The sequence below is a fragment of the Bradyrhizobium tunisiense genome (genome assembly GCF_042263385.1).
Lineage (GTDB): Bacteria > Pseudomonadota > Alphaproteobacteria > Rhizobiales > Xanthobacteraceae > Bradyrhizobium > Bradyrhizobium tunisiense.
Window position 1 is genome coordinate 14,582 of record NZ_JBHLEV010000011.1, and the last position, 21,100, is coordinate 35,681.

The 21,100-nt window shown below is 65.1% G+C and carries 22 protein-coding genes; 12 read left to right on the forward strand and 10 right to left on the reverse strand.

What is annotated here, in order from left to right; translation table 11 throughout:
• Nucleotides 1-72: 72 nt before the first annotated feature.
• Together ACFDR6_RS32220 and ACFDR6_RS32225 are read right to left on the reverse strand one after the other, a co-directional pair.
• Nucleotides 73-2,535 (reverse strand): TonB-dependent receptor, encoded by a 2,463-nt coding sequence (locus ACFDR6_RS32220; RefSeq protein ID WP_375860798.1) that lies wholly within the window; start codon nucleotides 2,533-2,535, stop codon nucleotides 73-75.
• Nucleotides 2,536-2,695: 160 nt separating this feature from the next.
• On the reverse strand, nucleotides 2,696-4,054 hold the full coding sequence (locus tag ACFDR6_RS32225; RefSeq protein ID WP_375860799.1) for a histidine kinase: 1,359 nt from the start codon (nucleotides 4,052-4,054) through the stop codon (nucleotides 2,696-2,698).
• Nucleotides 4,055-4,249: 195 nt separating this feature from the next.
• Here ACFDR6_RS32225 and ACFDR6_RS32230 point away from each other — a divergent pair, with 195 nt between their 5' ends.
• Together ACFDR6_RS32230 and fghA are read left to right on the forward strand one after the other, a co-directional pair.
• Complete coding sequence (locus ACFDR6_RS32230; protein WP_008562541.1) at nucleotides 4,250-4,870, forward strand: response regulator; 621 nt, start codon at nucleotides 4,250-4,252, stop codon at nucleotides 4,868-4,870.
• A gap of 69 nt (nucleotides 4,871-4,939) precedes the next feature.
• Nucleotides 4,940-5,785 carry an S-formylglutathione hydrolase gene (gene fghA / locus ACFDR6_RS32235; protein WP_375860800.1) on the forward strand — a complete coding sequence of 282 codons (846 nt, stop codon included), beginning with the start codon at nucleotides 4,940-4,942 and terminating at the stop codon, nucleotides 5,783-5,785.
• A gap of 4 nt (nucleotides 5,786-5,789) precedes the next feature.
• Here the strand turns inward: fghA and ACFDR6_RS32240 are convergent, their stop codons facing one another.
• Nucleotides 5,790-6,362, reverse strand: a complete 573-nt coding sequence (locus ACFDR6_RS32240) for a DUF3280 domain-containing protein (RefSeq protein ID WP_212092067.1) — start codon at nucleotides 6,360-6,362, stop codon at nucleotides 5,790-5,792.
• A 59-nt stretch (nucleotides 6,363-6,421) separates the two neighbouring features.
• Here ACFDR6_RS32240 and ACFDR6_RS32245 point away from each other — a divergent pair, with 59 nt between their 5' ends.
• The 6 genes from ACFDR6_RS32245 (at nucleotide 6,422) to ACFDR6_RS32270 (ending at nucleotide 11,285) form a co-directional block, all read left to right on the forward strand.
• Nucleotides 6,422-7,603, forward strand: a complete 1,182-nt coding sequence (locus ACFDR6_RS32245; RefSeq protein WP_212092064.1) for an ABC transporter substrate-binding protein — start codon at nucleotides 6,422-6,424, stop codon at nucleotides 7,601-7,603.
• A gap of 8 nt (nucleotides 7,604-7,611) precedes the next feature.
• Nucleotides 7,612-8,580, forward strand: coding sequence for a YVTN family beta-propeller repeat protein (locus ACFDR6_RS32250; protein ID WP_375860967.1), 969 nt, complete (start codon nucleotides 7,612-7,614; stop codon nucleotides 8,578-8,580).
• Complete coding sequence (locus ACFDR6_RS32255) at nucleotides 8,577-9,383, forward strand: ABC transporter ATP-binding protein (RefSeq protein ID WP_375860801.1); 807 nt, start codon at nucleotides 8,577-8,579, stop codon at nucleotides 9,381-9,383. The genes ACFDR6_RS32250 and ACFDR6_RS32255 overlap by 4 nt, the downstream gene beginning before the upstream one ends.
• Entirely contained in the window at nucleotides 9,380-10,228 is an 849-nt protein-coding gene (locus ACFDR6_RS32260; RefSeq protein ID WP_212092060.1) for an ABC transporter permease, read from the forward strand. Before ACFDR6_RS32255 ends, ACFDR6_RS32260 begins: the two co-directional genes overlap by 4 nt.
• Nucleotides 10,225-10,833: a BAR domain-containing protein gene (locus ACFDR6_RS32265; protein WP_212092059.1), complete on the forward strand. Its 609-nt coding sequence runs from the start codon at nucleotides 10,225-10,227 to the stop codon at nucleotides 10,831-10,833. Before ACFDR6_RS32260 ends, ACFDR6_RS32265 begins: the two co-directional genes overlap by 4 nt.
• A gap of 149 nt (nucleotides 10,834-10,982) precedes the next feature.
• Entirely contained in the window at nucleotides 10,983-11,285 is a 303-nt protein-coding gene (locus tag ACFDR6_RS32270; RefSeq protein ID WP_317242736.1) for a copper-binding protein, read from the forward strand.
• Nucleotides 11,286-11,339: 54 nt separating this feature from the next.
• Here the strand turns inward: ACFDR6_RS32270 and ACFDR6_RS32275 are convergent, their stop codons facing one another.
• Both ACFDR6_RS32275 and ACFDR6_RS32280 read right to left on the reverse strand, forming a co-directional pair.
• Complete coding sequence (locus ACFDR6_RS32275; RefSeq protein WP_212092055.1) at nucleotides 11,340-11,897, reverse strand: PQQ-dependent catabolism-associated CXXCW motif protein; 558 nt, start codon at nucleotides 11,895-11,897, stop codon at nucleotides 11,340-11,342.
• A gap of 10 nt (nucleotides 11,898-11,907) precedes the next feature.
• Complete coding sequence (locus ACFDR6_RS32280) at nucleotides 11,908-12,789, reverse strand: substrate-binding domain-containing protein (RefSeq protein WP_212092053.1); 882 nt, start codon at nucleotides 12,787-12,789, stop codon at nucleotides 11,908-11,910.
• A gap of 127 nt (nucleotides 12,790-12,916) precedes the next feature.
• On the opposite strand from ACFDR6_RS32280, the gene ACFDR6_RS32285 reads away from it, so the two are divergent.
• The 3 genes from ACFDR6_RS32285 to ACFDR6_RS32295 all read left to right on the forward strand — a co-directional run bounded on the left by ACFDR6_RS32285 (nucleotide 12,917) and on the right by ACFDR6_RS32295 (nucleotide 16,054).
• A complete protein-coding gene (locus tag ACFDR6_RS32285) occupies nucleotides 12,917-13,843 on the forward strand; it encodes a quinoprotein relay system zinc metallohydrolase 2 (RefSeq protein WP_375860802.1) in 927 nt (308 codons plus the stop codon).
• A gap of 97 nt (nucleotides 13,844-13,940) precedes the next feature.
• Nucleotides 13,941-14,759, forward strand: coding sequence for a quinoprotein dehydrogenase-associated SoxYZ-like carrier (locus ACFDR6_RS32290; protein ID WP_375860803.1), 819 nt, complete (start codon nucleotides 13,941-13,943; stop codon nucleotides 14,757-14,759).
• A gap of 164 nt (nucleotides 14,760-14,923) precedes the next feature.
• On the forward strand, nucleotides 14,924-16,054 hold the full coding sequence (locus tag ACFDR6_RS32295) for an MFS transporter (RefSeq protein ID WP_375860804.1): 1,131 nt from the start codon (nucleotides 14,924-14,926) through the stop codon (nucleotides 16,052-16,054).
• Between the two features lie 77 nt (nucleotides 16,055-16,131).
• On the opposite strand, the gene msrA is transcribed toward ACFDR6_RS32295, so the two are convergent.
• The 5 genes from msrA to ACFDR6_RS32320 form a co-directional block, all read right to left on the reverse strand.
• A complete protein-coding gene (gene msrA, locus ACFDR6_RS32300; RefSeq protein ID WP_375860805.1) occupies nucleotides 16,132-16,647 on the reverse strand; it encodes a peptide-methionine (S)-S-oxide reductase MsrA in 516 nt (171 codons plus the stop codon).
• Nucleotides 16,648-16,982: 335 nt separating this feature from the next.
• Nucleotides 16,983-17,405 carry an OsmC family protein gene (locus tag ACFDR6_RS32305; RefSeq protein WP_375860806.1) on the reverse strand — a complete coding sequence of 141 codons (423 nt, stop codon included), beginning with the start codon at nucleotides 17,403-17,405 and terminating at the stop codon, nucleotides 16,983-16,985.
• A gap of 19 nt (nucleotides 17,406-17,424) precedes the next feature.
• Complete coding sequence (locus ACFDR6_RS32310; protein WP_375860807.1) at nucleotides 17,425-19,746, reverse strand: molybdopterin guanine dinucleotide-containing S/N-oxide reductase; 2,322 nt, start codon at nucleotides 19,744-19,746, stop codon at nucleotides 17,425-17,427.
• Between the two features lie 235 nt (nucleotides 19,747-19,981).
• Entirely contained in the window at nucleotides 19,982-20,221 is a 240-nt protein-coding gene (locus ACFDR6_RS32315; RefSeq protein ID WP_212092142.1) for a hypothetical protein, read from the reverse strand.
• Nucleotides 20,222-20,291: 70 nt separating this feature from the next.
• Nucleotides 20,292-20,486, reverse strand: a complete 195-nt coding sequence (locus ACFDR6_RS32320; RefSeq protein ID WP_212092039.1) for a hypothetical protein — start codon at nucleotides 20,484-20,486, stop codon at nucleotides 20,292-20,294.
• Nucleotides 20,487-20,573: 87 nt separating this feature from the next.
• On the opposite strand from ACFDR6_RS32320, the gene ACFDR6_RS32325 reads away from it, so the two are divergent.
• On the forward strand, nucleotides 20,574-21,089 hold the full coding sequence (locus ACFDR6_RS32325; protein WP_375860808.1) for a YciE/YciF ferroxidase family protein: 516 nt from the start codon (nucleotides 20,574-20,576) through the stop codon (nucleotides 21,087-21,089).
• Nucleotides 21,090-21,100: the final 11 nt, after the last annotated feature.

A 21,100-nucleotide genomic window follows, 5' to 3' on the forward strand; every position in this document is an offset into this window, starting at 1 on the left:
CCCGGTGCCGGGACTTCCGGCAGCTCGCCTTACCGAGTACGGGCCCGGACCGTACCGACGCGGCAGCGGTCGTTAGAACGTCACCCGCATCCCGGCATAGAACGCGCGCGGCCTTGCAGGGCTGAGCGAGCGAGGGTCGGTGAAGTCGGCGCCGCCATTGGTGAAGTTGGGCAAGGCATCGCGGTCGAAGAATTGGCCGTAGGTCACATAGCGCTTGTCGAACACGTTGTCGACGCGGCCGTAGAGGTGGACGTTCTTCGCGACCTGGTAGGAGGTGTGGAGATTGAAGACCGTATAGGAAGGCAGCTTTGCGTACTGGTTCGACTCGTCGCCGACTAGAAATTGATCGGAGACGAACAGCGCATTGCCGCCCACTTTCCAGACGTCGGTCACGGCGTAGTCGACGCCGACCTTGACGCGGTGGCGCGGGACCGCGGGGATCTGGTTGCCGGGCCGGACCTGGATCGTCTCGGTGGCCGGGTCGGCAAACGGGCTTTCGGAGCCAAGCTCGAGCGGGTCAAGGTAGCGTGCGTCGACGAAGGCGTAGCTCGCCTGGAACTGAAGCGTGGGCGACTTGATGTTGACTTCGGCCTCGAGCCCCTGCCGCCTTGTCCGGCCGACATTCGTGAAATAGCCGAAGCCGGTCCGGCCAACGACCGGCACCGCCATGATGTCGTCGTGATTGGTGGCGCGAAAGCCGCCAATCTTCCATCCGAGCGTGCCGATGTTCAGCTCCTTGGTGCCGCGGAAGCCGGCCTCCACGGTCTTGGAGACGACCTGCTTGAGCGGCGGATCGGAGACCAGAAACGCCGCGATCAGGCAGGGGCGGGCTGGATCGGAGCAGCCGAGCTCGAGCGGCGTCGGCACGCGGTTGGCCTCGGAATAGCCGGCATAGGCTGTCAATCCGGGCGTGATCTTGTAGGTGCCGCCGATGACCGGATTGAAGCGCATGAACGTGTGGTCGCCGTTGAGCGCAGTCCCGAGCTGATCTTCCAAGGTGATCCGCGCCGCGTTGAAGCGGCCGCCGCCCGTGACAGCGAAGGCGTCCGTGACGTTGAACGTATCCATCGCGTAGAGGCCGTTATATTGGTTGACGGTTCGCAGCGAGACGGGGCCGGCGATGGGGTCCGCGGCGGGAGTTGGACCGAGGAAAACGCCGCCGCCGCTGACGACGTAGTTCTCTCCCATCGAGCCGATCTCGGAGCTGGCGTTGTAACGCGTGACGCCGGCGTCATAGGTTGCGCCGACCACGAAGCGGTTGTCATGACCGAACAGTTGATCCGTGTTGGTGGCTTGCCCGGACACGCCGAATGTCGTCGAACGGATCGAGCCCCGGTCGATCGCGCCGAGGATCGTTCCCGGCGCAAAGGGATTGGCAAGCTGCACGCCGCCAGCGCCGTTGGCAGGTGTGGTGTCATCGCCAAAGCAGAGCAACGCCGGATTCGCAGCACACTCCTCCGCGTCGGTCGGATTGCCGTCGACGATGTTCTGCTCGAACCTGCGCACATGGGCGGTGCCTTCAAACGTCCAGGTCGGCGTCGCGTCGACCTTTCCGGTCAGGTTGAGATAGCCGACGCGGTTGGACGTGGTCTGCGGTGTGGTGTAGGTGGCGCCCCAATATTTATCCAGCAGCTCTGCCGGGACGATGGCGCTGGCGCCGAAATGGTTCTTGGCCGCTCCCATGTTGACGTGGAACTCGCTGTCGCCGCCCCTGTAGCCGACGTCGCCGTAGAAGCGCCGCACCTCCGATTGCGAGAAGTTGCGGAAGCCGTTGTCGCGCACGCCTTCGAGCGCGCCATAGACGGCGTAGTTCTGATCGACCTGCTTGCCCCATTGCGCCGACCCCTGAATGCGGCCGAACGAGCCGCCCATGATGTCGAGCTCCGCGCCCTGATAGGTGAAGCCGTCCTTCATCTGCAAATTGAGCGCGCCGCCCAGCGCGTTGAGGCCGAAGGCTGGATTGTTGGTCACCAGCGTCACCGACCTGATCGCGGCGGTCGGGATCAGGTCCCAGTTGACCGCGTCGGAGAAGGCTTCGTTGATGCGGACGCCATTCTGGTACACGGCGAGGCCCTGCGGCGTGCCCACGACCGGAGAAGCGACGAAGCCGCGGAACTCGATATCCGGCGTGAAGGGATTGCCGGTGACCTCGCTGATATTGACGCCGGCGATGTTGTCGCGCAGCGCATCGGTGACGTTCAGCGAACCCGTACGCTTGATCTGATTGGCATCGACAGCATTGATCGCCGAGGGGACCTTGTCGACATCGAGACCCCTGCCGGTGCCCGGCGAGGTCGGGTAGACATAGAGCCGAGTTCTCGGGGCAGCAGACCCGGGCACCCCGATACGCGCGACCGGCCGCGAGGGCGCCGCACGCCGCGTTGCCGTCGGAGGTGCAGTCACCTCGACCGGTGGCAGGTTCTGGACGTTGGTCTCTTCGTCCGGAGCGGCCCCGGCAGGGCTCGCAAGGACCAACCCCGACAACAGCCCCGTCGACACCGAGGCCATCAACAAACCACGCTTCAACTTGCTCATCCCCTTCCCCATCCGTAACCACCGGCTGTTTTGATTTTCGCCGATTGGTCGGGACGAGTGTATTCGGCCGCGATGGGTGCGCCAGCCACAAAAGATCGGCAATATCCGCGCCCGTTTTCCCGATCAAATCGGGAATTTTTCCCGACCATTTCGGGCGCGATCAGGCGGCCGCCGTCGGGACCAGCGCTTCCACGGTCAAGCCGCCATCGCCGGAGACGACGTTGAGCGTCCCGCCCAGGGCCAGAATGCGCTCCCTCATGCCGACGAGGCCGAAGCCGAGCTTCTGACCGGGCTCCATGCCGCGGCCATTGTCGCTGACCCGCACCCTCGCGCAAAAGCGGCCGTCGCGTCCCGGCTGCCCGGCCGGCTCGATGACCACGTTGACCGAGGTCGCGCCGGCATGGCGGAACACGTTGGTGAGCGCCTCCTGCACGATGCGGTAGATGGTGAGATCCGCGGTCTCGCCGGTCGTGCCCAGCGCCGGTGAGATCGAGGTCTCGATGGCGACCTCCGGGTGCGCCTCCCGCCACAGCCGCGACAGCGATTCCAGCGCCTGGCTCAGACCGAGCTCGGCAAGTCCGACGGGACGCAGCCGCTCCAGCACGCGGCGGGTGAACTGCTGGAGCGCGTTGATCTGCTCCAGCAAGGCGCTGCCATGCTTGCGGACGGCCTCCGCACTCGGCGCGCGTCCGTCCGCCAGCTTCGCCAATGCGCTGGCATGGGCGCGCAGCGAGAACAGATAAGGCCCGAACTCGTCATGCAGTTCGCGCGCGATTTCCTTGCGCTCGACGTCCTGGAGCGACACCGCGCGCTCGGCGAGGCGCCGCTTGTCCTCGACCGCCTCACCAAGCACCGCCGCCAGATGATTGAGCTTGCCGCAGATCGCGGCGAGCTCGGGGGCCCCTCCTGGCGTGACCCGCGCGTCATAATGCCCGCTCTCGATCTCTCCCATCGTCTCGGCCAACGACTGCAGCGGGGCCAGCGCGCGGCCCACCACATTCATCATCACCAGGAACAGCACCACCGCGACGACCGAGCCGACTTCGAGCTGGGTGACGATGCTGTCCCAGATTTCGGCAATCTCGTCGGTCGGATGCGAGGTGACCACGAGCGAGCCGGGCTTGCCCTGGATCGAGACGGGTACGCTGACTGCAGTCTGCTCAGGATGAACCAGGCCGACAAACCAGGCCGGTGGCCCGCGCATGTCAGCGTCAGCCCCGGTTCGAGGCGGCGTCAGCGGACGACCACTGGCGTCATGGAGGGCGATGCTGACATGGCGCAGGCGGCTGAGGTCGCGCGCGATCTGGTTCAGCTTGGCATCCGGATCAGGCGCCTCGTTCAGGTCCGCCACGATCATCTCGATGAACTCGCGCGCGAGCCGGATCACGCTCTGGTCCTCGGCCTGCACCCGCGGTCCGGCTTCCGCCACCTGGCGGCCGATATTGACGGCGAGCCCCAGGGCCAGCAGCAGCGCCAGCAACAGGTTGATGCGCCCGCGCAAGGATAGATTTTGCCACATTGGTATCGCTCGTGCCCCGCGAAGGTTTGGCCCGCGGCTGCCCGATGACGTTGACAGAGGGGAAGCTGCGGATATCTAATCGGAAGCGTACAGCAATCCCGGCCGGGTTGCATGAGGCGACATGAGACCCGCGCGGCTCCATGTTCGGTATCATGCGGCGCGACAACAGGCCGGCGCTGTCACAGGGAAACGCCTATGCGCATTCTGATCGTCGACGATCATCCCATTGTCGCCTCCGGCTGTCGCGCCGTGCTGGCCGACGAGGGCGAGATCGAGATTCTGGAGGCCGCCGACGCCGAGGACGGCGAGTGCGTCTTCATCGTCGAGCGCCCCGACCTCTGCATCATCGACATCAATTTGCCGACCGTCTCCGGATTCGAGCTCGCCCGCCGCATCCTCGAGCGCGCGCCCGAGGCCCGCATCATCATGTTCAGCATGAACGACGACCCGGCCTTTGCCGCGCGCGCGATCGAATGCGGCGCCAAGGGTTACGTCTCCAAGACCGGCGATCCCGACGACCTCGTCGAGGCGATCCGCGCCGTCGGCGGCGGCGGCACCTACCTTCCGACCGCGATCGCGCGCAGCATCGCCTTTGCGGGACCTGCGCTGGCGCAAAGCCCGCTGTCGAAGCTGAATGCGCGCGAAATGGAGATCCTGCGGCTGCTCAGCGCCGGCAAGAGCCTGTCCGAGATCGCCTGGCTGGTGCAATCGTCCTACAAGACGGTGGCCAACACCTCGTCCATCATGCGCCAGAAGCTCGGGGTGAAGACCTCCGTCGAGCTGGTGCGGCTGGCGATCGACAGCGGCGTCGCCTGACGACGCCATAAATTCGGTCACATAAGCGTTGCAATGCTGATGCGGTGAGATGCCAAGGAGCTCTAAGGCATGACGATCCAGACTGTCTCGACGAACAAATCCTATGGCGGCGTGCAGGGCGTCTATCGCCATGCGAGCCAGGCGACCGGCACCGACATGGTGTTCTCGGTCTATGTTCCCCCGCATGCCGAGGGCGCCAGGCTGCCCGTCGTGTGGTACCTCTCCGGCCTCACCTGCACCCATGCCAACGTCACCGAGAAGGGCGAATTCCGCAAAGCCTGCGCAGAGCTCGGCCTGATCTTCGTCGCGCCCGACACCTCACCGCGCGGGCCCGACGTGCCCGGTGATGCCAACAATGCCTATGATTTCGGCCTGGGGGCCGGCTTCTATGTCGATGCGACGCAGGAGCCGTTTGCGCGCAATTATCGCATGTGGAGCTATGTCACCGACGAGCTGCCGAAGCTGGTCGCCGAGAACTATCCGGTCGATGCCAAGCGGCAATCGGTGATGGGCCATTCGATGGGCGGTCACGGCGCGCTGACGGTGGCGCTGCGCAATCCGCACCGTTTTCGAGCGGCTAGCGCTTTCGCGCCGATCGTGGCGCCCTCGCTGGTGCCCTGGGGCACCAAGGCGCTGACCGGTTATCTCGGACCGAACAAGGACGCCTGGCGTAGCCACGACACGGTGGCGCTGATCGAGGATGGCGCGAAGTTTTCCGGCTTCCTGGTCGATGTTGGCGAAGCCGACAACTTCCTGAAAGAACAGCTCAGGCCGGAGCTGCTCGAAGCCGCCTGCACCAAGGCGAGCATCCCGCTGACGCTGCGACGGCAGGCGGGCTACGATCACAGCTATTATTTCATCTCGACCTTCATGGGCGATCATCTGCACTGGCATGCGGAGAAATTGAAGGGGTGATCCCCTACTCCCGCCTCCCGTAGTTCGGGGCCAGCAACCGGTTGCGGATCAGATAGCTCATCGTGCGCGTCCAGGCTTCATCCGTGTTGCCGCGCATGTCGGCGCTGGCGGCGGCGATCATGTTGCCGGTCTTCACGTCGCGCAGATAGATGTTGAGATTGATGATCAGGTTCGAGACCTTCTGCACCATGCCGGTGATCTCCAGGTCTGCTCCCAGCTGCCCGGCAAGCTTGAGATCGCAGCCACCGCAAGCCTGCAAATTGGCCTGACGGGCCGCGTCCCTGACCGGCGCGATGTCGAGCACCTGGAACCTGCCGGAATCGGCCAATTCCTTGCGCAGCTGCTCGCTGATGCGTAACAGCCGCGCCTCTTCCGGCCTGGAGCCATAGAACTCGCCGGGCAGGCTGGTGTCGATCAGCTCGAAATCGAACACCGCGAGTTTCGGCGGGTCGGCGAGCGCGACCGAGCCCGTCAACAGCAAAGCCGCGAAACCTATCAGCGCTCGCATGATCGTGATTCCGGTCCTCGTGCGCGCGGGGACGAAATGCGGGGTTGCATGCCCTGACAAATCGGTCATGCTTTAGCAGAGACAATTCTCTACCGGCGGTCAAGCGGGGGAGAACTCTTGGAGGAAACATGATCCGATGGCTGGCCGGTCTGATCGGCTTTGGTCTCGCTGCGACGAGCGCGCTCGCGGCGGAGCCTGCCCTGATCGGCGTCGGCTATCTCGGCCTCGCCGCTTCCCGATCGACGCTATCGCTGGTCGATCTGCCCGCGGAGAATGACGGCCTCGCCGGAGCCCGCCTCGCCATCGAGGACAACAACACCACCGGGAAATTTCTGGGCCAACGCTTTGCGCTGGAAGAACGGCGCATCAAGGAAGGTGAGGACCCGGTCCAGGCCGCGGCCGCGCTCGCGGAGAAGAACGGCTTCATCATCGCCGACCTGCCCGCCGATGCTCTGCTAAAGGTCTCGGACGCCCTGCGCGATCGCGGCACGCTTCTGTTCAACGTCGGTGCAATCGACGAGCGGCTGCGCGAGGCCGATTGCCGCGGCAATGTGATCCACACCGCGCCGACGCGCGCGATGCTGGCCGATGCACTCGGGCAATACCTGGTGTGGAAGAAGTGGTCGCGCTGGCTGCTGGTGGTCGGCTCGCATGACGAGGACAAGCTGTTCGCCGATGCGCTGAGGCGCACCGCGACGCGGTTCGGCGCCAAGATCGTGCAGGAGCGCACCTTCGAGGACAAGGGCGGCGCACGCCGCACCGATAGCGGCGTCACGCTGATCCAGCGCCAGATGCCAGTATTCACGCAGCAGGCGCCCGCCTATGACGTGCTGGTCGCCGCCGACGAGAGCGAGGTGTTCGGCGCCTACCTGCCCTATCGCATTTGGGATCCGCGGCCGGTCGCGGGCTCGGCCGGGCTCGTGCCGCGCAGCTGGGACGCCGCGCAGGACCAGTGGGGCGCCATCCAGATCCAGAACCGCTTCGTCAAGCTGAACGCGCGGCGGATGACCGCGCTCGATATGCAGGCCTGGACCGCGGTGCGCATGATCGGCGAGGCCACCTCGCGCACCAGTTCCGGCGACGTGAAAAAGGTGACCGACTTCATCAAGGGCCCGGACTTCTCGGTCGCCGCCTTCAAGGGCACGCGCCTCACCTTGCGCGACTGGAATCTCCAGCTGCGTCAGCCGATCCTCCTGGTCGACGGCCGCATGGTGGTGTCAGTCTCGCCGCAGGAAGGTTTTCTGCACCAGGTCTCCGAGCTCGACACGCTCGGCTACGATCGTCCGGAGAGCAAATGCAAGCTGAAATGAGGACGCGGATGTTGCGCATGTGGCGTGTTGGGCTTCTCTCCGGACTGGCGCTGGCGGCCGCGCCCGCGCATGCGTTCATCGCCTATGTCTCGAACGAGAAGAGCAACACGGTGACGGTGATCGACACCAACAGCTGGACCGTGACCAAGACGATCAAGGTCGGCCAGCGCCCGCGCGGCATCGATCTCACGCGCGACGGCAAGTTCGTGATGGTCGCCGTCGGCGACGACGACACCATCCAGATGATCGACGCCAAGACGCACAGCGTCGTGGACAGCCTGCCCTCCGGACCAGACCCGGAATTATTCGCCCAGGATGCCGCCGGCAAGATCCTCTATGTCGCCAACGAGAATGACAACACGGTGACCGTGATCGATCTCGAGAAGCGCACCCGGCTCGGCGACATCCAGGTCGGCGTCGAGCCCGAGGGCATGACCATCAGCCCCGACGGCAAGACGCTGATCAACACGTCCGAGACGACCAACATGGCGCATTTCATCGACACGGCCTCGCGCCAGATCGTCGCCAACGTGCTGGTCGACGCCCGGCCGCGCTTTGCCGAGTTCAAGCACGACAGTTCGGAAGTGTGGGTGTCCTCCGAGATCGGCGGCACCGTCTCGATCATCGACCCGAAGAAGCACGAGGTGATCGGCAAGGTCACGTTCGAGATTCCGGGCCTGCGGAAAGAGGCGATTCAGCCGGTCGGCATCGGCATGACCAAGGACGACAAGACCGCCTTCGTCGCGCTCGGCCCCGCCAACCGCATCGCCGTGGTCGATGTCGCCATGCGCAAGGTGACGAAATATCTCCTGGTCGGGCAGCGGGTCTGGCACGTGGCGTTCACGCCCGATGAGAAATACCTGCTCACCACCAACGGCGTGTCGAACGACGTTTCCGTCATCGACGTCGCCGCGCAAAAGGTAATCAAGACCATTCAGGTCGGCGAGCTGCCCTGGGGCGTCGCGATCGCGCCATGATCAGCCCTGCCCCCATCGCCGAACCGCGTGAGACGCCGGGGCTGGAATCGGCCGGGGCGCCGGCACTGTCGATCGACGGTGTCAGCCATGCCTATGGGCCGCGCCGCGCGTTGATCGACGTCTCTTTCAATGTGCAGCCGGCGAGCTTCACGGCCCTGCTCGGCCTCAACGGTGCCGGCAAGAGCACGTTGTTCTCGCTCGTCACGCGCCTGTTCGGCATTCAGTCCGGCCGCGTCGGCATTTTCGGCCATGACATCGGCAAGAGCCCCGGCGAAGCGCTGCGGCTGCTGGGGGTCGTGTTCCAGCCGCGCACGCTCGATCTCGACCTGTCGTTGACGCAGAATTTGCTCTACCACGCCGCACTCCACGGCATCAGCCGGCGCGAGGCGGCCGCGCGCAGCGCCGAGCTGCTCGGCCGCATCGGGCTCGAAGACCGCGCCGGCAGCAAGGTGCGCGATCTCTCGGGCGGGCAGATGCGGCGTCTGGAGATCGCCCGCGCGCTGCTGCACCGGCCCCGGCTGCTGCTGCTCGACGAGCCGACCGTCGGCCTGGACGTCAAGGCGCGCGCCGACATCATCAGCCAGGTCCGCCAGCTCGTGACCGAACAAGGCATCGGCGTGCTCTGGGCGACGCACCTGTTCGACGAGATCATGCCGAGCGACGACCTCGTGGTGCTGCACCAGGGCAAGATGCTGGCGCGGGGGCCGATGAGCCGCGTCATCGCGGAGGCCGGCGCGCAGGACGTCAACACCGCCTTCATGCGCCTGACCGGCGCGCAAACCATGCCGGGAGGCGGCGCATGAGCAGCATCACCACGCGTGACGCGCCGCGCGGCTTCTCGGCCGCCGAGTACATGACCTGCCTCACCGGCATCGTCTGGCGCGAGGGATTGCGCTTCCTGCATCAGCGCGAGCGCTTCGTCTCGGCGCTGGTGCGGCCGCTGGTGTGGCTGTTCATCTTCGCCGCCGGCTTCCGCCAGGTGCTCGGCATCTCCATCATCCCGCCCTACGAAACCTATATCCTCTACGAGGTGTATATCGCGCCCGGTCTGATGGCGATGATCCAGCTCTTCAACGGCATGCAATCCTCGCTCTCGATGGTCTATGACCGCGAAATGGGCAACATGCGCACGCTGCTGGTGAGCCCGCTGCCGCGCGGGTTCTTGCTGTTCTGCAAGCTGCTGGCAGGCACCGCGGTGTCGTTGCTCCAGGTCTATGCGTTCCTGCTGATCGCCTGGTTCTGGGACATCACCCCGCCGTCATCGGGCTATCTCACCGTGCTGCCGGCGTTGATCCTGTCGGGGCTGATGCTGGGTTCGCTCGGCATGCTGATCTCCTCCGGCATCAAGCAGCTCGAAAACTTCGCCGGCGTGATGAACTTCGTGATCTTCCCGATGTTCTTCGCTTCCTCCGCGCTCTATCCGCTCTGGCGGGTGCGGGAGGGCAGTCCTTATCTGTACTATCTCTGCGAGGCCAATCCGTTCACCCACGCAGTCGAGCTGATACGTTTTGCGCTGTACGGACAGATCAACTGGATCTCGCTCGCGGTGGTCGCGGCTTGCACAATCGTCTTCATGATCGGCGCGATTTGGGCCTATGATCCCTCGCGTGGGCTGGCGCGACGGGGGCCTGCAGGAGGCGAAGGATGAAGGTTCTGGCGATGGCAGTTCTGGCGCTCGTGCTGTCCGGCACGGCGGCCCGCGCGGCCGATCCGCGCTACCCCAACTGGCCCTGCACGCAGGCCAAGGTGCCGGAGATCTCGCTCGCCGCGGTCTGGGCTGGTCCTGCGCTCGACGACGCCGAGACCAGGTGGAAGAACGACACGAAAATCGTGGCGCTGGTCGCAAAACTGTCAGCGCGCAAGACGTCGATGGACGAAGCCGAGAAGTCGGTGAAAGACTTCTTGGCCGCCTCTTCCGCCGACAAGTCTGCGAATGCCAAGCTGCTGTTCGCCGGCCTGTTCGAAACGCTCAACGCCCAGCGTTCGCAAGTCATGAGCGGGCTGGAGCGCGTCAGCCGCAAGCAGCGCGAGGCCGCCGACAGGATCCGCGAGGAGGCAGTTCAGCTCCAGGCGCTTCAGGGTGCCACCCCGCGTGACGAGGCCAAGGTGGAGGCGCTCGGCAACGAGCTCATCTGGAAGACCCGCATTTTCGAGGACCGCAACAAGGTGGTGCGGTTCGTCTGCGAGGTTCCAACCACGATCGACCAGCGCCTGTTCGCGCTCGGCCGCGTGATCCAGCAGGAAATGGAATAGGGTCGGCAGCATGAGCTTGCTTCAAAGTTCCCGAGCTATGTTCACGATCGTTAACCTTTCGCCGCGCTAGCAGGCGGAACCAAATCGCCTTGGGAGGTCTTGTCCAAGTCAATCCAAGACATTCCAATCCAGGACATCGGGAGGCCTCGATGGGAACCATGAAATTCATCCTCGCGGGCGCTGCGGTCGCCACGATGCTCGCAACCAGCGCCTTTGCCGAAGACATGACCGGAATGGTCATGCGGATCGACCGGCTCAACGGCACGATCTCGATCCAGCAGGCGCAAAAGGGCACGGTCGGCGCCAGCACAGGTAGCGCCGGCGCGCTCCAGGAATTCAAGGCAAAGGACGCCGCGATGCTGGACGCCGTCCATGCCGGCGACAGGGTGAGCTATACCGCCACCGAGGCGAACGGCACCGGCACGCTGACGAAGTTGCAGAAGCAGAAATAGTCCTGTCTCCGCCTCTCCTCGCTCACGGGGAGAGGCGGGCATCTGCGCCCATCACTACTGCTCCGGCCGCGGCTCCGGCTGCACCTCTTCGGTGGGGAGCCTGGCACGCTCCCAGCCGTCGGTGCCATCGGGGTACCAGGCGATGTTGGAATAGCCATAGGCGAGCGCGCGCTTGGCGGCGTTCCAGGACATCCAGCAGTCGGCGAGGCAGTACATCACAAGCAGCGCCGACTTGTCGCCGCGCGAGGCGCGCGCGAGGCCGCGCTGGAAATAATCGTCCATGGCGGGCGGCAGCGTGCCATAGCCGGTATCCGGCAGCCAGATGCTGCCCGGAATGTTCCTGCGCGGCGCATCGCGCCACACCGTGCCTTCCGGAAGGTTCTTCGGCTTCGGCGGACGCGGCAGCACGTCGATAAACGCACCGCTTCCGGCACGCCAGATCGCTTCGGCTTCCGCCGTGGCAAGCACCCGCGCGCCGGCGAGCGTCGCCGGCACCGGCGCGCGATAATTGTCGGTCCGATAACCCTCGGGCTCGAACGGCTCCTGCTGCTGCGCCAGAACCGGCGCCGCCAGCAGGGCGGCGACGAGCGCAGCGGCAAGAGGCCGCCTCATGGTGTCTGCCTCATGGCGTCTTCTTGACCGTCTCCGCACTGAGCGGCCGATCGCTCTCGTCGAGCAACGGTACGCCGAAGTCGACCAGGATCTTGTTGATCTCGGCCTGGTTCTCCTGGATCAGCTTGTTGAGCTGCCGCTTCCAGTTCTGGTCGGCGGGCCGCACGCCCATGCCGATGCGATAGACCAGCTTCGGACCCGTGGCTTCCTTCACCAGCGGCGTGACGTGAAGCGAGCCGACCTTCTTCGCATAGTAGCCGGCCATGGGTCCCCACAGGACGCCGGCGTCGATCTTGCCGGCGGCGAGGTCGTCGATCATGACCTGCGCCGAATTGTCGTAGCGCGTGTCGACCATCAACGGATAGGGCTTTGCATCGCCCATCAGGCCGGCAATGGCCATGTTGGTCGCCGGCGGCGTTCCCGCGACGATGCCGACATGCTTGCCCTTCAGCTTCGGATCCTCGAGCGTAGCCACGCTCTCGAGCCCGCTGCCGGCCTTGGCAACCAATGCATAGCTCGTGCGGTAATAGGGGTTGGTGCCCTGCACGACGTCATCGCCTTGCGGAAAGCCCATGATGACGTCGCAGCGATGCGCACCCAGCGTCATCCGCACGAAGCCGGTGGCCTGCGGGAAGAAGACGTAGTCGAGCTTCTTCTGGAGCTTGTCTGCAAGCAGCTCGGCCAGCTTGTTCTCGAACCCCTCGCCCTTCTCGTTCGAGAACGGCAGATTGCGCGGATCGGCACAGACGCGCAGCACCTTGGGATCAACCAGCTCGAATGAGAGATCGCCGGCCTCGTTCGTCTGCGCGACGGCGACATCGCCGAGCGCACAGGATGCAACCAGAACCCACATTGAAAACAACCAGCGACGATGTCGTCCGGCCTCCGTCATCGTGCTTCCTCCTCGTTTTGTTTGAATGCTATCCATGCAACGCATGACGCGCCATGATGGGCCAGACTTCGCTGGCTTCGCTTTGTTGCAGTGCAATGCAGCGAACCCTTTGAACTGAGGCAGAAAAGTGTCCCGCATCGCTCGAGTGATCGCAGCCTTGTCCCTGCTGGGGATCGCAACGCTAGCACGGGCCGGGGCGGCCGAATTGCCTGTGAGCGAAGTCGCACCGGGAATCTTCGTCCATTCCGGGGCCATTGCCCTGATGACCCGCGAGAACGAGGGCGACATTGCCAATGTCGGCTTCGTCGTGGGCGATGACGCCGTGGCCGTCATCGACACCGGCGGCAGCCTTCGCGAAGGCGAGGCCCTGCTGGCCGCCGTGCGGGCCCGCACATCCAAGCCGATCCGCTATGTCATCAACACCCACGGCCATCCCGACCATGTCTTCGGCAATGCGGCCTTCGCCACCGCGGGCACGAGCTTCGTCGGCCACAACAAGCTGCCGCAGGCGCTCGCGACGCGCGGGCCCTTCTATCTCGACAATTTTCGTCGCATCATGGGTCGCGAGTTGATGGATCCCGTGAAGATCATTGCTCCCACCTTGCTGGTTTCGGACACAAAAACGCTTGATCTCGGGTCGCGCCAACTGACCTTGCGCGCCTGGCGGACCGGGCACAGCGACAGCGATGTCACCGTCTACGACGAAACGACCAAGACCCTGTTCGCGGGCGATCTCGTCTTTCTCCGCCACATTCCGGTCATGGATGGCAGCATCCGCGGCTGGCTCGAGACGTTGAAGGAGCTGGAGACCATCCCGGCGCGACGCGTCGTGCCGGGTCACGGCCCCGTGAGCGACTGGCCTGCCGCGCTGACCGACGAGCGGCGTTACCTGTCAACGCTGCTGTCCGACGTCCGCGCGCTGAACAAGAACGGCGAGCCGATCCGGGCCGCCGCCGACAAGGCGGCCGCTGAGGAGCGGTCGCGCTGGGAGCTGTTCGGCGACTACAACGCGCGGAACGCAACTGCAGCATTCTCGGAAATTGAATGGGAGTAGCAGGCGCGCTATCATGAGCAAGAGATCAGCTTCCGCGGGAGATCAGCTTCGCTGACTCTGGACGAGATCAGCTTTGCTGACTCGGAGGACCACGACCATGACCAGATGGACACGCCGCCTGCCCCTGATCGCCGCATTGCTCGGCATCGCCTTTGCCGTGCCGGCGCAGGCTGCAGACGCCGACGATCCCTGGCCGGGCTTGGTCCAGGATATCTTCAATAATCGCCCGATGAACGACGGCAGCGCCGTCATCGGCATCGAGATGCCGTATCGCGCAGAGGACGCGGCGATCGTTCCGGTGACTCTGCGCAGCAAACTGTCGCCCGCAGACAGCCGCCGCATCCGCTCGATCACCCTCGTGATCGACCGTAACCCGGCGCCGATGGCGGCGAAGTTCGAGCTCGGCTCCGATGCCAATGTCACCGAGATCTCGACGCGCGTGCGCGTCAACAACTACACCGACGTCCATGCGGTGGCCGAGCTCAGCGACGGCCAGCTCTATGTCTCGAAGGTCTATGTGAAGGCCTCGGGCGGCTGCTCTGCGCCGGCAGGAAAGAACGCAGAAGAAGCCAACAGCCGGCTGGGCCAGATGCGTTACCGGCAATTCGCGCGCGAGGAGGCGCCGGCGAGCCGTATCCGCGAAGCGCAGATCATGATCGGCCATCCCAACAATTCCGGCCTGCAGATGGACCAGGTCACGCAGCTCTACATTCCCGCCTTCTTCATCAACCAGCTGAAGCTGACGCAGGACGACAGCCCCGTGCTGTCGATGGAAGGCGGCATCTCGATCTCGGAAGATCCCAATCTGCGCTTCACCTACGTCTCCAACGGCGCCAGGCGTTTCCGCGCGGAAGCCAGGGACACGGACGGCCACGTATTCCGCAACGAGTGGGACGTGGAAAAGCCGGGGACGTGAGGCGTTCCTCCTCTCACTCCGGGGCGCGCGAGACGCGAACGGGCGATCATGGTGTTGCGGCTTGCTGTGGGCGGCTGCGCAATTCGGGAATGGCTCGGACATAAAGCTGCGGCATTTCTCGGGCTTGTCGGCCGTCCTGCCCTGCTTCCTCCCCCGGAATTCCCATGTCTTCCGCCGACCGGCCTTCGACGCGACTTGCGACCCGGCTTGCCTTCCTCGTTGCCGGCTTCGGCATCTCGTGCTGGGCACCGCTGGTGCCGTTCGCAAAGACGCGGCTCGGCGTCGACGACGGCGTCCTCGGACTGCTCCTGCTCAGCCTCGGCATCGGCTCGGTCGTTGCGATGCTGCTGACCGGAATCATGAGCGCGCGCCACGGCAGCAGGCCGATCATCATTGCGGGCGGCTTCGGCCTGGCGCTGGTCCTGCCCCTGCTCGCGGTCGCGAGCTCGCCCGCAACGCTGGCGCTGGCGCTTTTCGCATTTGGCGCGGCGCTCGGCTCGATCGACGTCGCCATGAACATCCACGCCGTGGAGGTGGAGCGCGCCGCGGGACGCCCGCTGATGTCCGGCTTCCACGCGTTGTTCAGCATCGGGGGGTTCGCCGGATCCGCGCTGGTGACGGCGCTGCTCTCGTTGCAGTTCGGCACGCTGGCCTGCACGCTGATCTGCTCCGTCCTGATGCTGATTGCAATGATCGTGACCTGGCCGCGCCTGCTTCGCTCCGTGCAGGTGCAGGAGGGTCCGCTGTTCGTGATGCCGCACGGATCGGTGCTGCTGCTCGCGCTGCTCGGCGCCATCACGTTCCTGGTCGAGGGCGCGATGCTCGATTGGGGCGCACTGCTCGTCATCGGCGCAGGGCTCGTCACCGAGGCTCAAGGCGGAGCCGGCTACATCGTGTTCTCGATCGCGATGACCGCGGGCCGGCTCGGCGGCGACGCCGTCGTTGCGCGCATCGGGGACCGCGCGACTTTGCTCTGGGGCAGTCTCATCGCGATCGCCGGTTTCGTGGTCCTGCTCACGGCGCCCGTCGCGGCAGTCGCCATCGCCGGATTCCTGCTGATCGGGCTCGGGGCGTCGAACCTCGTGCCGGTGTTGTTTCGGCGGGCGGCGCGGCAGACCGTCATGCCGACGGGGCTTGCGGTCGCCGCGATCACGACCGCGGGCTATGCCGGGATCCTGATCGGCCCCGCCGGCGTCGGCTTCGTCGCACATCTTGGTGGATTGCCGCTGGCGTTCTGGTTGCTGGCCGCATTGATGGGTCTCGTCACGCTAACGGCGCGCATCGTCACAAACTGAGCGCGCGCCTCGTCCTTCGCCCGCTTGCGCGGGTCCCTCGAGATCAGGCCAGCGTTTCAACGCTTGGCCATTCGGCCTTAACCGCCCATCGCGGCCGCTCGGCGCGGCAGCTTCCAGCCGGGCCGGATGAAGTGGCAGGTGTAGCCATCAGGATAACGTTCGAGATAGTCCTGATGCTCGGGCTCGGCTTCCCAGAACTCGCGCGCGGGCGCGACCTCGGTCACCACCTTGCCGGGCCACAGGCCGGATGCCTCGACGTCGGCAATGGTGTCTTCGGCAATCCGCTTCTGCTCCTCGCTGGTGTAGAAGATGGCCGACCGATAGCTCGTGCCGATATCGTTACCCTGACGGTTGAGCGTGGTCGGATCATGGATCTGGAAGAAGAACTCCAGCATGGTCCGGAAGCTGGTCCTGGCCGGATCGAACACGATCTCGATCGCTTCGGCATGGCCTTCGTGATTGCGGTAGGTGGCGTTCTTGACGTGCCCGCCGGTGTAACCGACGCGGGTGGAGATCACGCCCGGCTGCTTGCGGATCAGATCCTGCATGCCCCAGAAGCAGCCGCCGGCCAAAACTGCGCGTTCCGTCGTCATGTGATGTGCTCCCAATGATCGCTCAACAGCTTGTCCATCATATAGGCTTTCGGCCGCCCGGCCGAAAGCCGCGCCTCGACGCCCATCCGGTCGCCTGGATCGAATGGCGCGGAGCAAACGCTCGCCCCAGCGCGCGATGGCTTTAGGTCGAATCGATTGCCCCGGGCTCGGTGCAACCTCTCCCGCTTGCGGGAGAGGTCGCGCCGAAGGCGCGGGTGAGGGCTTTCTCCTCTAGGGGGCTATCCCATTGTGGAAGCACCCTCTCCCAACCCTCTCCCGCAGGCGGGAGAGGTGCACCGCCGGCGTCGCAGCAATCAATCCTCATCTCATCGCGCCTAGACCAGCTTGGCGTCGAGCGTGATGGCGGCGTTGAGCACCTTGGACACCGGGCAGTTCTTCTCGGCCTCGCCGGCGATCCGGGCGAAGCCGGCATCGTCGAGATTCGGCACTTTCGCCCGCAGGGTCAGCGCGGATTTGCTGATCTTGAAACCCTTGCCTTCAGGCTCGAGCGTGACGGCGGCTTCGGTCGAGAGCTCGTCCGGTGTGAAACCCGCCATCTGCAGGCCGAAGGCTAGCGCCATGGTGAAACAGCCGGCATGGGCCGCGGCGATCAACTCTTCGGGATTGGTGCCCTTCTCGTTCTCGAAGCGGGTCTTGAAGGAATAAGGCGTCCCGGCAAGCACGCCGGATTCGCTCGACAGGTGGCCCGCGCCATCGCGACCAGTGCCCTTCCAGACTGCTGTTGCCTTGCGGATCATCTCAGTTCTCCTTGCTTGCCTAAACCGGATCGAATGCGCGGATCGGCGGCAGATTGCCGGTGAACTTCTCGACCTCGACCGCCGTCAGCTGACCGGTGCAGCCCTGCGCCAGGGACGAGGTCCCGACGTCGCGGGTGAGCACGTTGGGATTGCCGTGAACGCAGAGCGGCGCCTCGTCCTCGGGATCCATCGGATCGTACCAGGCGCCGGTCGGAAGCTGCACCACGCCGGGCGCGATGCCGTCGGTGACGTGGACCGCGGCAAGGCAGGCGCCGCGCTCGTTGAACAGGCGGATGATGTCGCCATCCCCAATGCCACGTGCGTCCGCATCAACCGGGTTCATCCGTGCGACCTCGCGGCCACGATGTTTGGCGGCAAGCGAATGGCCGCCGAAATCGAGCTGGCTGTGCAGGCGCGTCACCGGCTGATTGGCGACGAGGAAGCAAGGCGCCCCGGGCTTGGGCATGTCGGTCTTGTCGAGCCAGACCGGATGACCGGGACAATCCGCATCGCCATGGCCGGCGATCTTCTGCGAAAAGATCTCGATGCGCCCGCTCGGCGTCGGCAGGGCGTGATTGACCGGGTCATCCCGAAAACGGCGCAGCCGGCCGCCGTCATCGGGCTGCTGCGGCACGACCAGGCTGCCGCGCGCCCAGAATTCGTCGAAGGTCGGCGCTTCGAGGCCACGCTTCGCAAGCGAGCCGCGGGTCGGCTCGTAGAGATGCTCCAGCCATTGCCGCGACGTGCGTCCCTCGGTGAAGGGTTCGCGCGCGCCGAGACGATCGGCGAGATCGGCGAAGATGTCGTAGTCGTCGCGCGCAAGGCCAAACGGCTCGGCGACCTTGTGCATCGCGACCATCAAGGGATCATTGGTGGAATAGCCGATGTCCTCACGTTCGAGCGTCATCGTCGCGGGCAGCACGATGTCGGCGTGGCGCGCGGTGGCGGTCCAGGCGAGCTCGTGCACGACGAAGGTGTCGAGTTGCGCAAAAGCCTTACGCAGGCGGTTGATGTCCTGGTGATGGTGGAAGGGATTGCCGCCGGCCCAATAGACCAGGCGGATGTCCGGATAGGTCCGCGTCTCGCCGTTATAACGATAGGTGGTACCGGGATTGAGCAGCATGTCGGCGATCCGCGCGACCGGAATGAAATCGGCAACGCCGTTGCGGCCCTGCCCCAGCGTCGGCCCCGGCACGTCGTTGACGCGGCGGCCGTAATAGCCGATCGCACCGAGCGAATAAGCGTAGCCGCCACCGGGAAGGCCGATCTGGCCGAGCGCTGCCGCCAGCACCATGCCCATCCACACCGGCTGCTCGCCATGCTCGGCGCGCTGCAGCGAATGTGAGACGGTGATCAGCGCACGCTTGCCGGAGGCGCGGCGCGCCAGCTTCCGGATCGTGTCGGCCGCGACGCCTGAGATCGCGGAGGCCCATTCGGCGTGCTTGGGCTGGCCATCGCTTTCGCCCATGAGATAGCGCAGGAAGACCGGCCAGCCCTCGGTGTAGCGATCGAGGAAGTCCTGGTCGTGCAGACCTTCGCTGACCAGCGTGTGGACGAGGCCGAGCATCAGCGCGGTATCGGTGCCGGGCACGCAGCTCATCCATTCCGCACCAGCTTCGACCGGCAGATCATCGCGGAGCGGGCTGACCAGGACGAACTCGCAGCCGCGCTTGCGGGCTGCGGCCATGGCGCCGCGCTCGACATGCTTGCTGATCGAGCCGCCGGCCACCATCGAGTTCTTCAGCGCCATGCCGCCAAAGGCCAGCACGATGTCGGTGTCTTCGGCGATCTGCTCCCAGGTGACGTTGCGCTTCGTGATGTCCTCATAGCCTGCCAAAATTTGCGGCAGCAGCACCGAGGACGCGCCCGAGGAGTAAGAGTTCACCGAGCGGACATAGCCGCCCATCGCGATGTTGAGGAAGCGATGCACCTGGCTCTGGGCATGATGAAAGCGGCCGGCGCTCGACCAGCCATAGGAGCCGCCGAACACCGCGCCGGGGCCGCGCGTGTCGCGGATGCGACAGAGCTCGTCGCCGAGGAGATCGAGCGCCTTCTCCCAGCTCACCGAAACGAACTCGTCGCGGCCGCGGCGATTGTCGGGGCCCGGCCCGCGCTCGAGCCAGCCGCGGCGGATCGCCGGCTGGGCGATGCGCGCCTGATGGCGGAGTGCACCGGGGAAATTGTCGATGATGCCGTTCGGATCGGGATCGCCCGCATAGGCCCTGACCTCGAGGCCGGCCGCGCCCTGACGCGCGGAGAACACGCCCCAATGCGAGGTGTGCGGCTTGAAGCCGTCCGACAGATCGAGACCGGGGTCGGGGAAACCAATCGTATCGTCCATCATCTGATCCTTGTTCCGGGTCCGGCTTGCAATCGGGTGGGGTAATTATACCGATCCGTGCCGGACGTCGTCGAGATCAGCCTTGACGGAAACGCTGGGCTGCCCCGCGCGATGCAAGCCGAGCCCGGCGCGGCGGCCGCACCTGGTTCGTCATCGCCCTCGCGAACTTCGTGATCACACTATGACCGTGCGTGCCGGCAGGTGCTCTCCGGCCGAGGACCGCCGGAATTCGGCATCACTCACCCACGCAGCAATCAACCAACAGCTGCCAGATCCGCTGCGCCTCGCCCCGCTCGTGACTCTCCGGCGCCTTCTCGGCGCTGGACTGATCATAACCGGCGATGGCGCGCGTTTCACGAGGCTCGATCCACCGCTCCGAGATCGGGTCGTACCATTTTCCGATGTTCATCTCAGTCACGGCGATCGACTCGCAGATTTGCTCAACAGCCGAGCGGGGCGCCTGCCGCGGTCTCATGCGAACCATTCGGCGACGCGCCACCCGGTTTACCAATCATGAGCTCGCATGATCGTTCCGCTTCTGGACCTCATCCCGGCCGCGCCGGATGAAGCGTGCGCGGATGCCGCTCGTGCAGCAGCCGCGCGAGCTCCTCACGCTCGCTCGCGCGTCCCTTCATGGCGGCCTCGAACAGCGCTTCCTGGATGTCGCGAGGCATGTCGCCCCATACGTCCATCGCGGCGCGTCCGAGCAGGCCCGCGAGATGATCAACTCCATCGCTCATTCGGCTCTCCTGGTCAGCACACGGGAATGGAACAGCTGCGGGCGTCCGGCGTTCCAGTGTCATCATTGTGAAAAGGAGACGTCTTTTATGGGATTCTTCACCAAGGACATCAAATCGATGGACGACCTGCTGCTGCACGGGCTGCAGGACATCTATTACGCGGAGCAGCAGATCCTGAAGGCGCTGCCCAAGATGATCGACAAGGCGACCAACAGGGACCTTGCGGCCGGACTGAAAGCTCATCTGGACGAGACCAACAAGCAGGTCGAACGACTCAACAAAGTGTTCGCCAAGCTCGGCAAGGAGCCCAGCGGCACGCAGTGTCCGGCCATCGACGGCCTGATCGAGGAAGCCGACGCGACCGCGAGTGAGATCGAGGACAAGGCGGTTCTCGACGCCGCGATCGTGGCCAATGCGCAAGCCGTGGAGCACTACGAGATGTGCCGCTACGGCACGCTGATCGCCTGGGCGGAACAACTCGGCCACGACGACATCGTGCGTTTCCTCACGACGAACCTGAACGAAGAGAAGGCGGCCAATACCAAGCTGAACACGGTGGCGCTTCGCAAGGGCGTCAACGCCAAGGCTTCAAACGCCGCCTGATAAGGATCTGC

Excerpts from the sequence above, each read along its gene's own strand:
- ACFDR6_RS32220 (WP_375860798.1), bottom strand. The coding sequence starts at position 2,535 with ATGAGCAAGTTGAAGCGTGGTTTGTTGATGGCCTCGGTGTCGACGGGG.
- ACFDR6_RS32225 (WP_375860799.1), bottom strand. The coding sequence starts at position 4,054 with ATGTGGCAAAATCTATCCTTGCGCGGGCGCATCAACCTGTTGCTGGCG.
- ACFDR6_RS32230 (WP_008562541.1), top strand. The coding sequence starts at position 4,250 with ATGCGCATTCTGATCGTCGACGATCATCCCATTGTCGCCTCCGGCTGT.
- fghA (WP_375860800.1), top strand. The coding sequence starts at position 4,940 with ATGACGATCCAGACTGTCTCGACGAACAAATCCTATGGCGGCGTGCAG.
- ACFDR6_RS32240 (WP_212092067.1), bottom strand. The coding sequence starts at position 6,362 with ATGACCGATTTGTCAGGGCATGCAACCCCGCATTTCGTCCCCGCGCGC.
- ACFDR6_RS32245 (WP_212092064.1), top strand. The coding sequence starts at position 6,422 with ATGATCCGATGGCTGGCCGGTCTGATCGGCTTTGGTCTCGCTGCGACG.
- ACFDR6_RS32250 (WP_375860967.1), top strand. The coding sequence starts at position 7,612 with ATGTTGCGCATGTGGCGTGTTGGGCTTCTCTCCGGACTGGCGCTGGCG.
- ACFDR6_RS32255 (WP_375860801.1), top strand. The coding sequence starts at position 8,577 with ATGATCAGCCCTGCCCCCATCGCCGAACCGCGTGAGACGCCGGGGCTG.
- ACFDR6_RS32260 (WP_212092060.1), top strand. The coding sequence starts at position 9,380 with ATGAGCAGCATCACCACGCGTGACGCGCCGCGCGGCTTCTCGGCCGCC.
- ACFDR6_RS32265 (WP_212092059.1), top strand. The coding sequence starts at position 10,225 with ATGAAGGTTCTGGCGATGGCAGTTCTGGCGCTCGTGCTGTCCGGCACG.
- ACFDR6_RS32270 (WP_317242736.1), top strand. The coding sequence starts at position 10,983 with ATGGGAACCATGAAATTCATCCTCGCGGGCGCTGCGGTCGCCACGATG.
- ACFDR6_RS32275 (WP_212092055.1), bottom strand. The coding sequence starts at position 11,897 with ATGAGGCGGCCTCTTGCCGCTGCGCTCGTCGCCGCCCTGCTGGCGGCG.
- ACFDR6_RS32280 (WP_212092053.1), bottom strand. The coding sequence starts at position 12,789 with ATGACGGAGGCCGGACGACATCGTCGCTGGTTGTTTTCAATGTGGGTT.
- ACFDR6_RS32290 (WP_375860803.1), top strand. The coding sequence starts at position 13,941 with ATGACCAGATGGACACGCCGCCTGCCCCTGATCGCCGCATTGCTCGGC.
- ACFDR6_RS32295 (WP_375860804.1), top strand. The coding sequence starts at position 14,924 with ATGTCTTCCGCCGACCGGCCTTCGACGCGACTTGCGACCCGGCTTGCC.
- msrA (WP_375860805.1), bottom strand. The coding sequence starts at position 16,647 with ATGACGACGGAACGCGCAGTTTTGGCCGGCGGCTGCTTCTGGGGCATG.
- ACFDR6_RS32305 (WP_375860806.1), bottom strand. The coding sequence starts at position 17,405 with ATGATCCGCAAGGCAACAGCAGTCTGGAAGGGCACTGGTCGCGATGGC.
- ACFDR6_RS32310 (WP_375860807.1), bottom strand. The coding sequence starts at position 19,746 with ATGGACGATACGATTGGTTTCCCCGACCCCGGTCTCGATCTGTCGGAC.
- ACFDR6_RS32315 (WP_212092142.1), bottom strand. The coding sequence starts at position 20,221 with ATGAGACCGCGGCAGGCGCCCCGCTCGGCTGTTGAGCAAATCTGCGAG.
- ACFDR6_RS32320 (WP_212092039.1), bottom strand. The coding sequence starts at position 20,486 with ATGAGCGATGGAGTTGATCATCTCGCGGGCCTGCTCGGACGCGCCGCG.
- ACFDR6_RS32325 (WP_375860808.1), top strand. The coding sequence starts at position 20,574 with ATGGGATTCTTCACCAAGGACATCAAATCGATGGACGACCTGCTGCTG.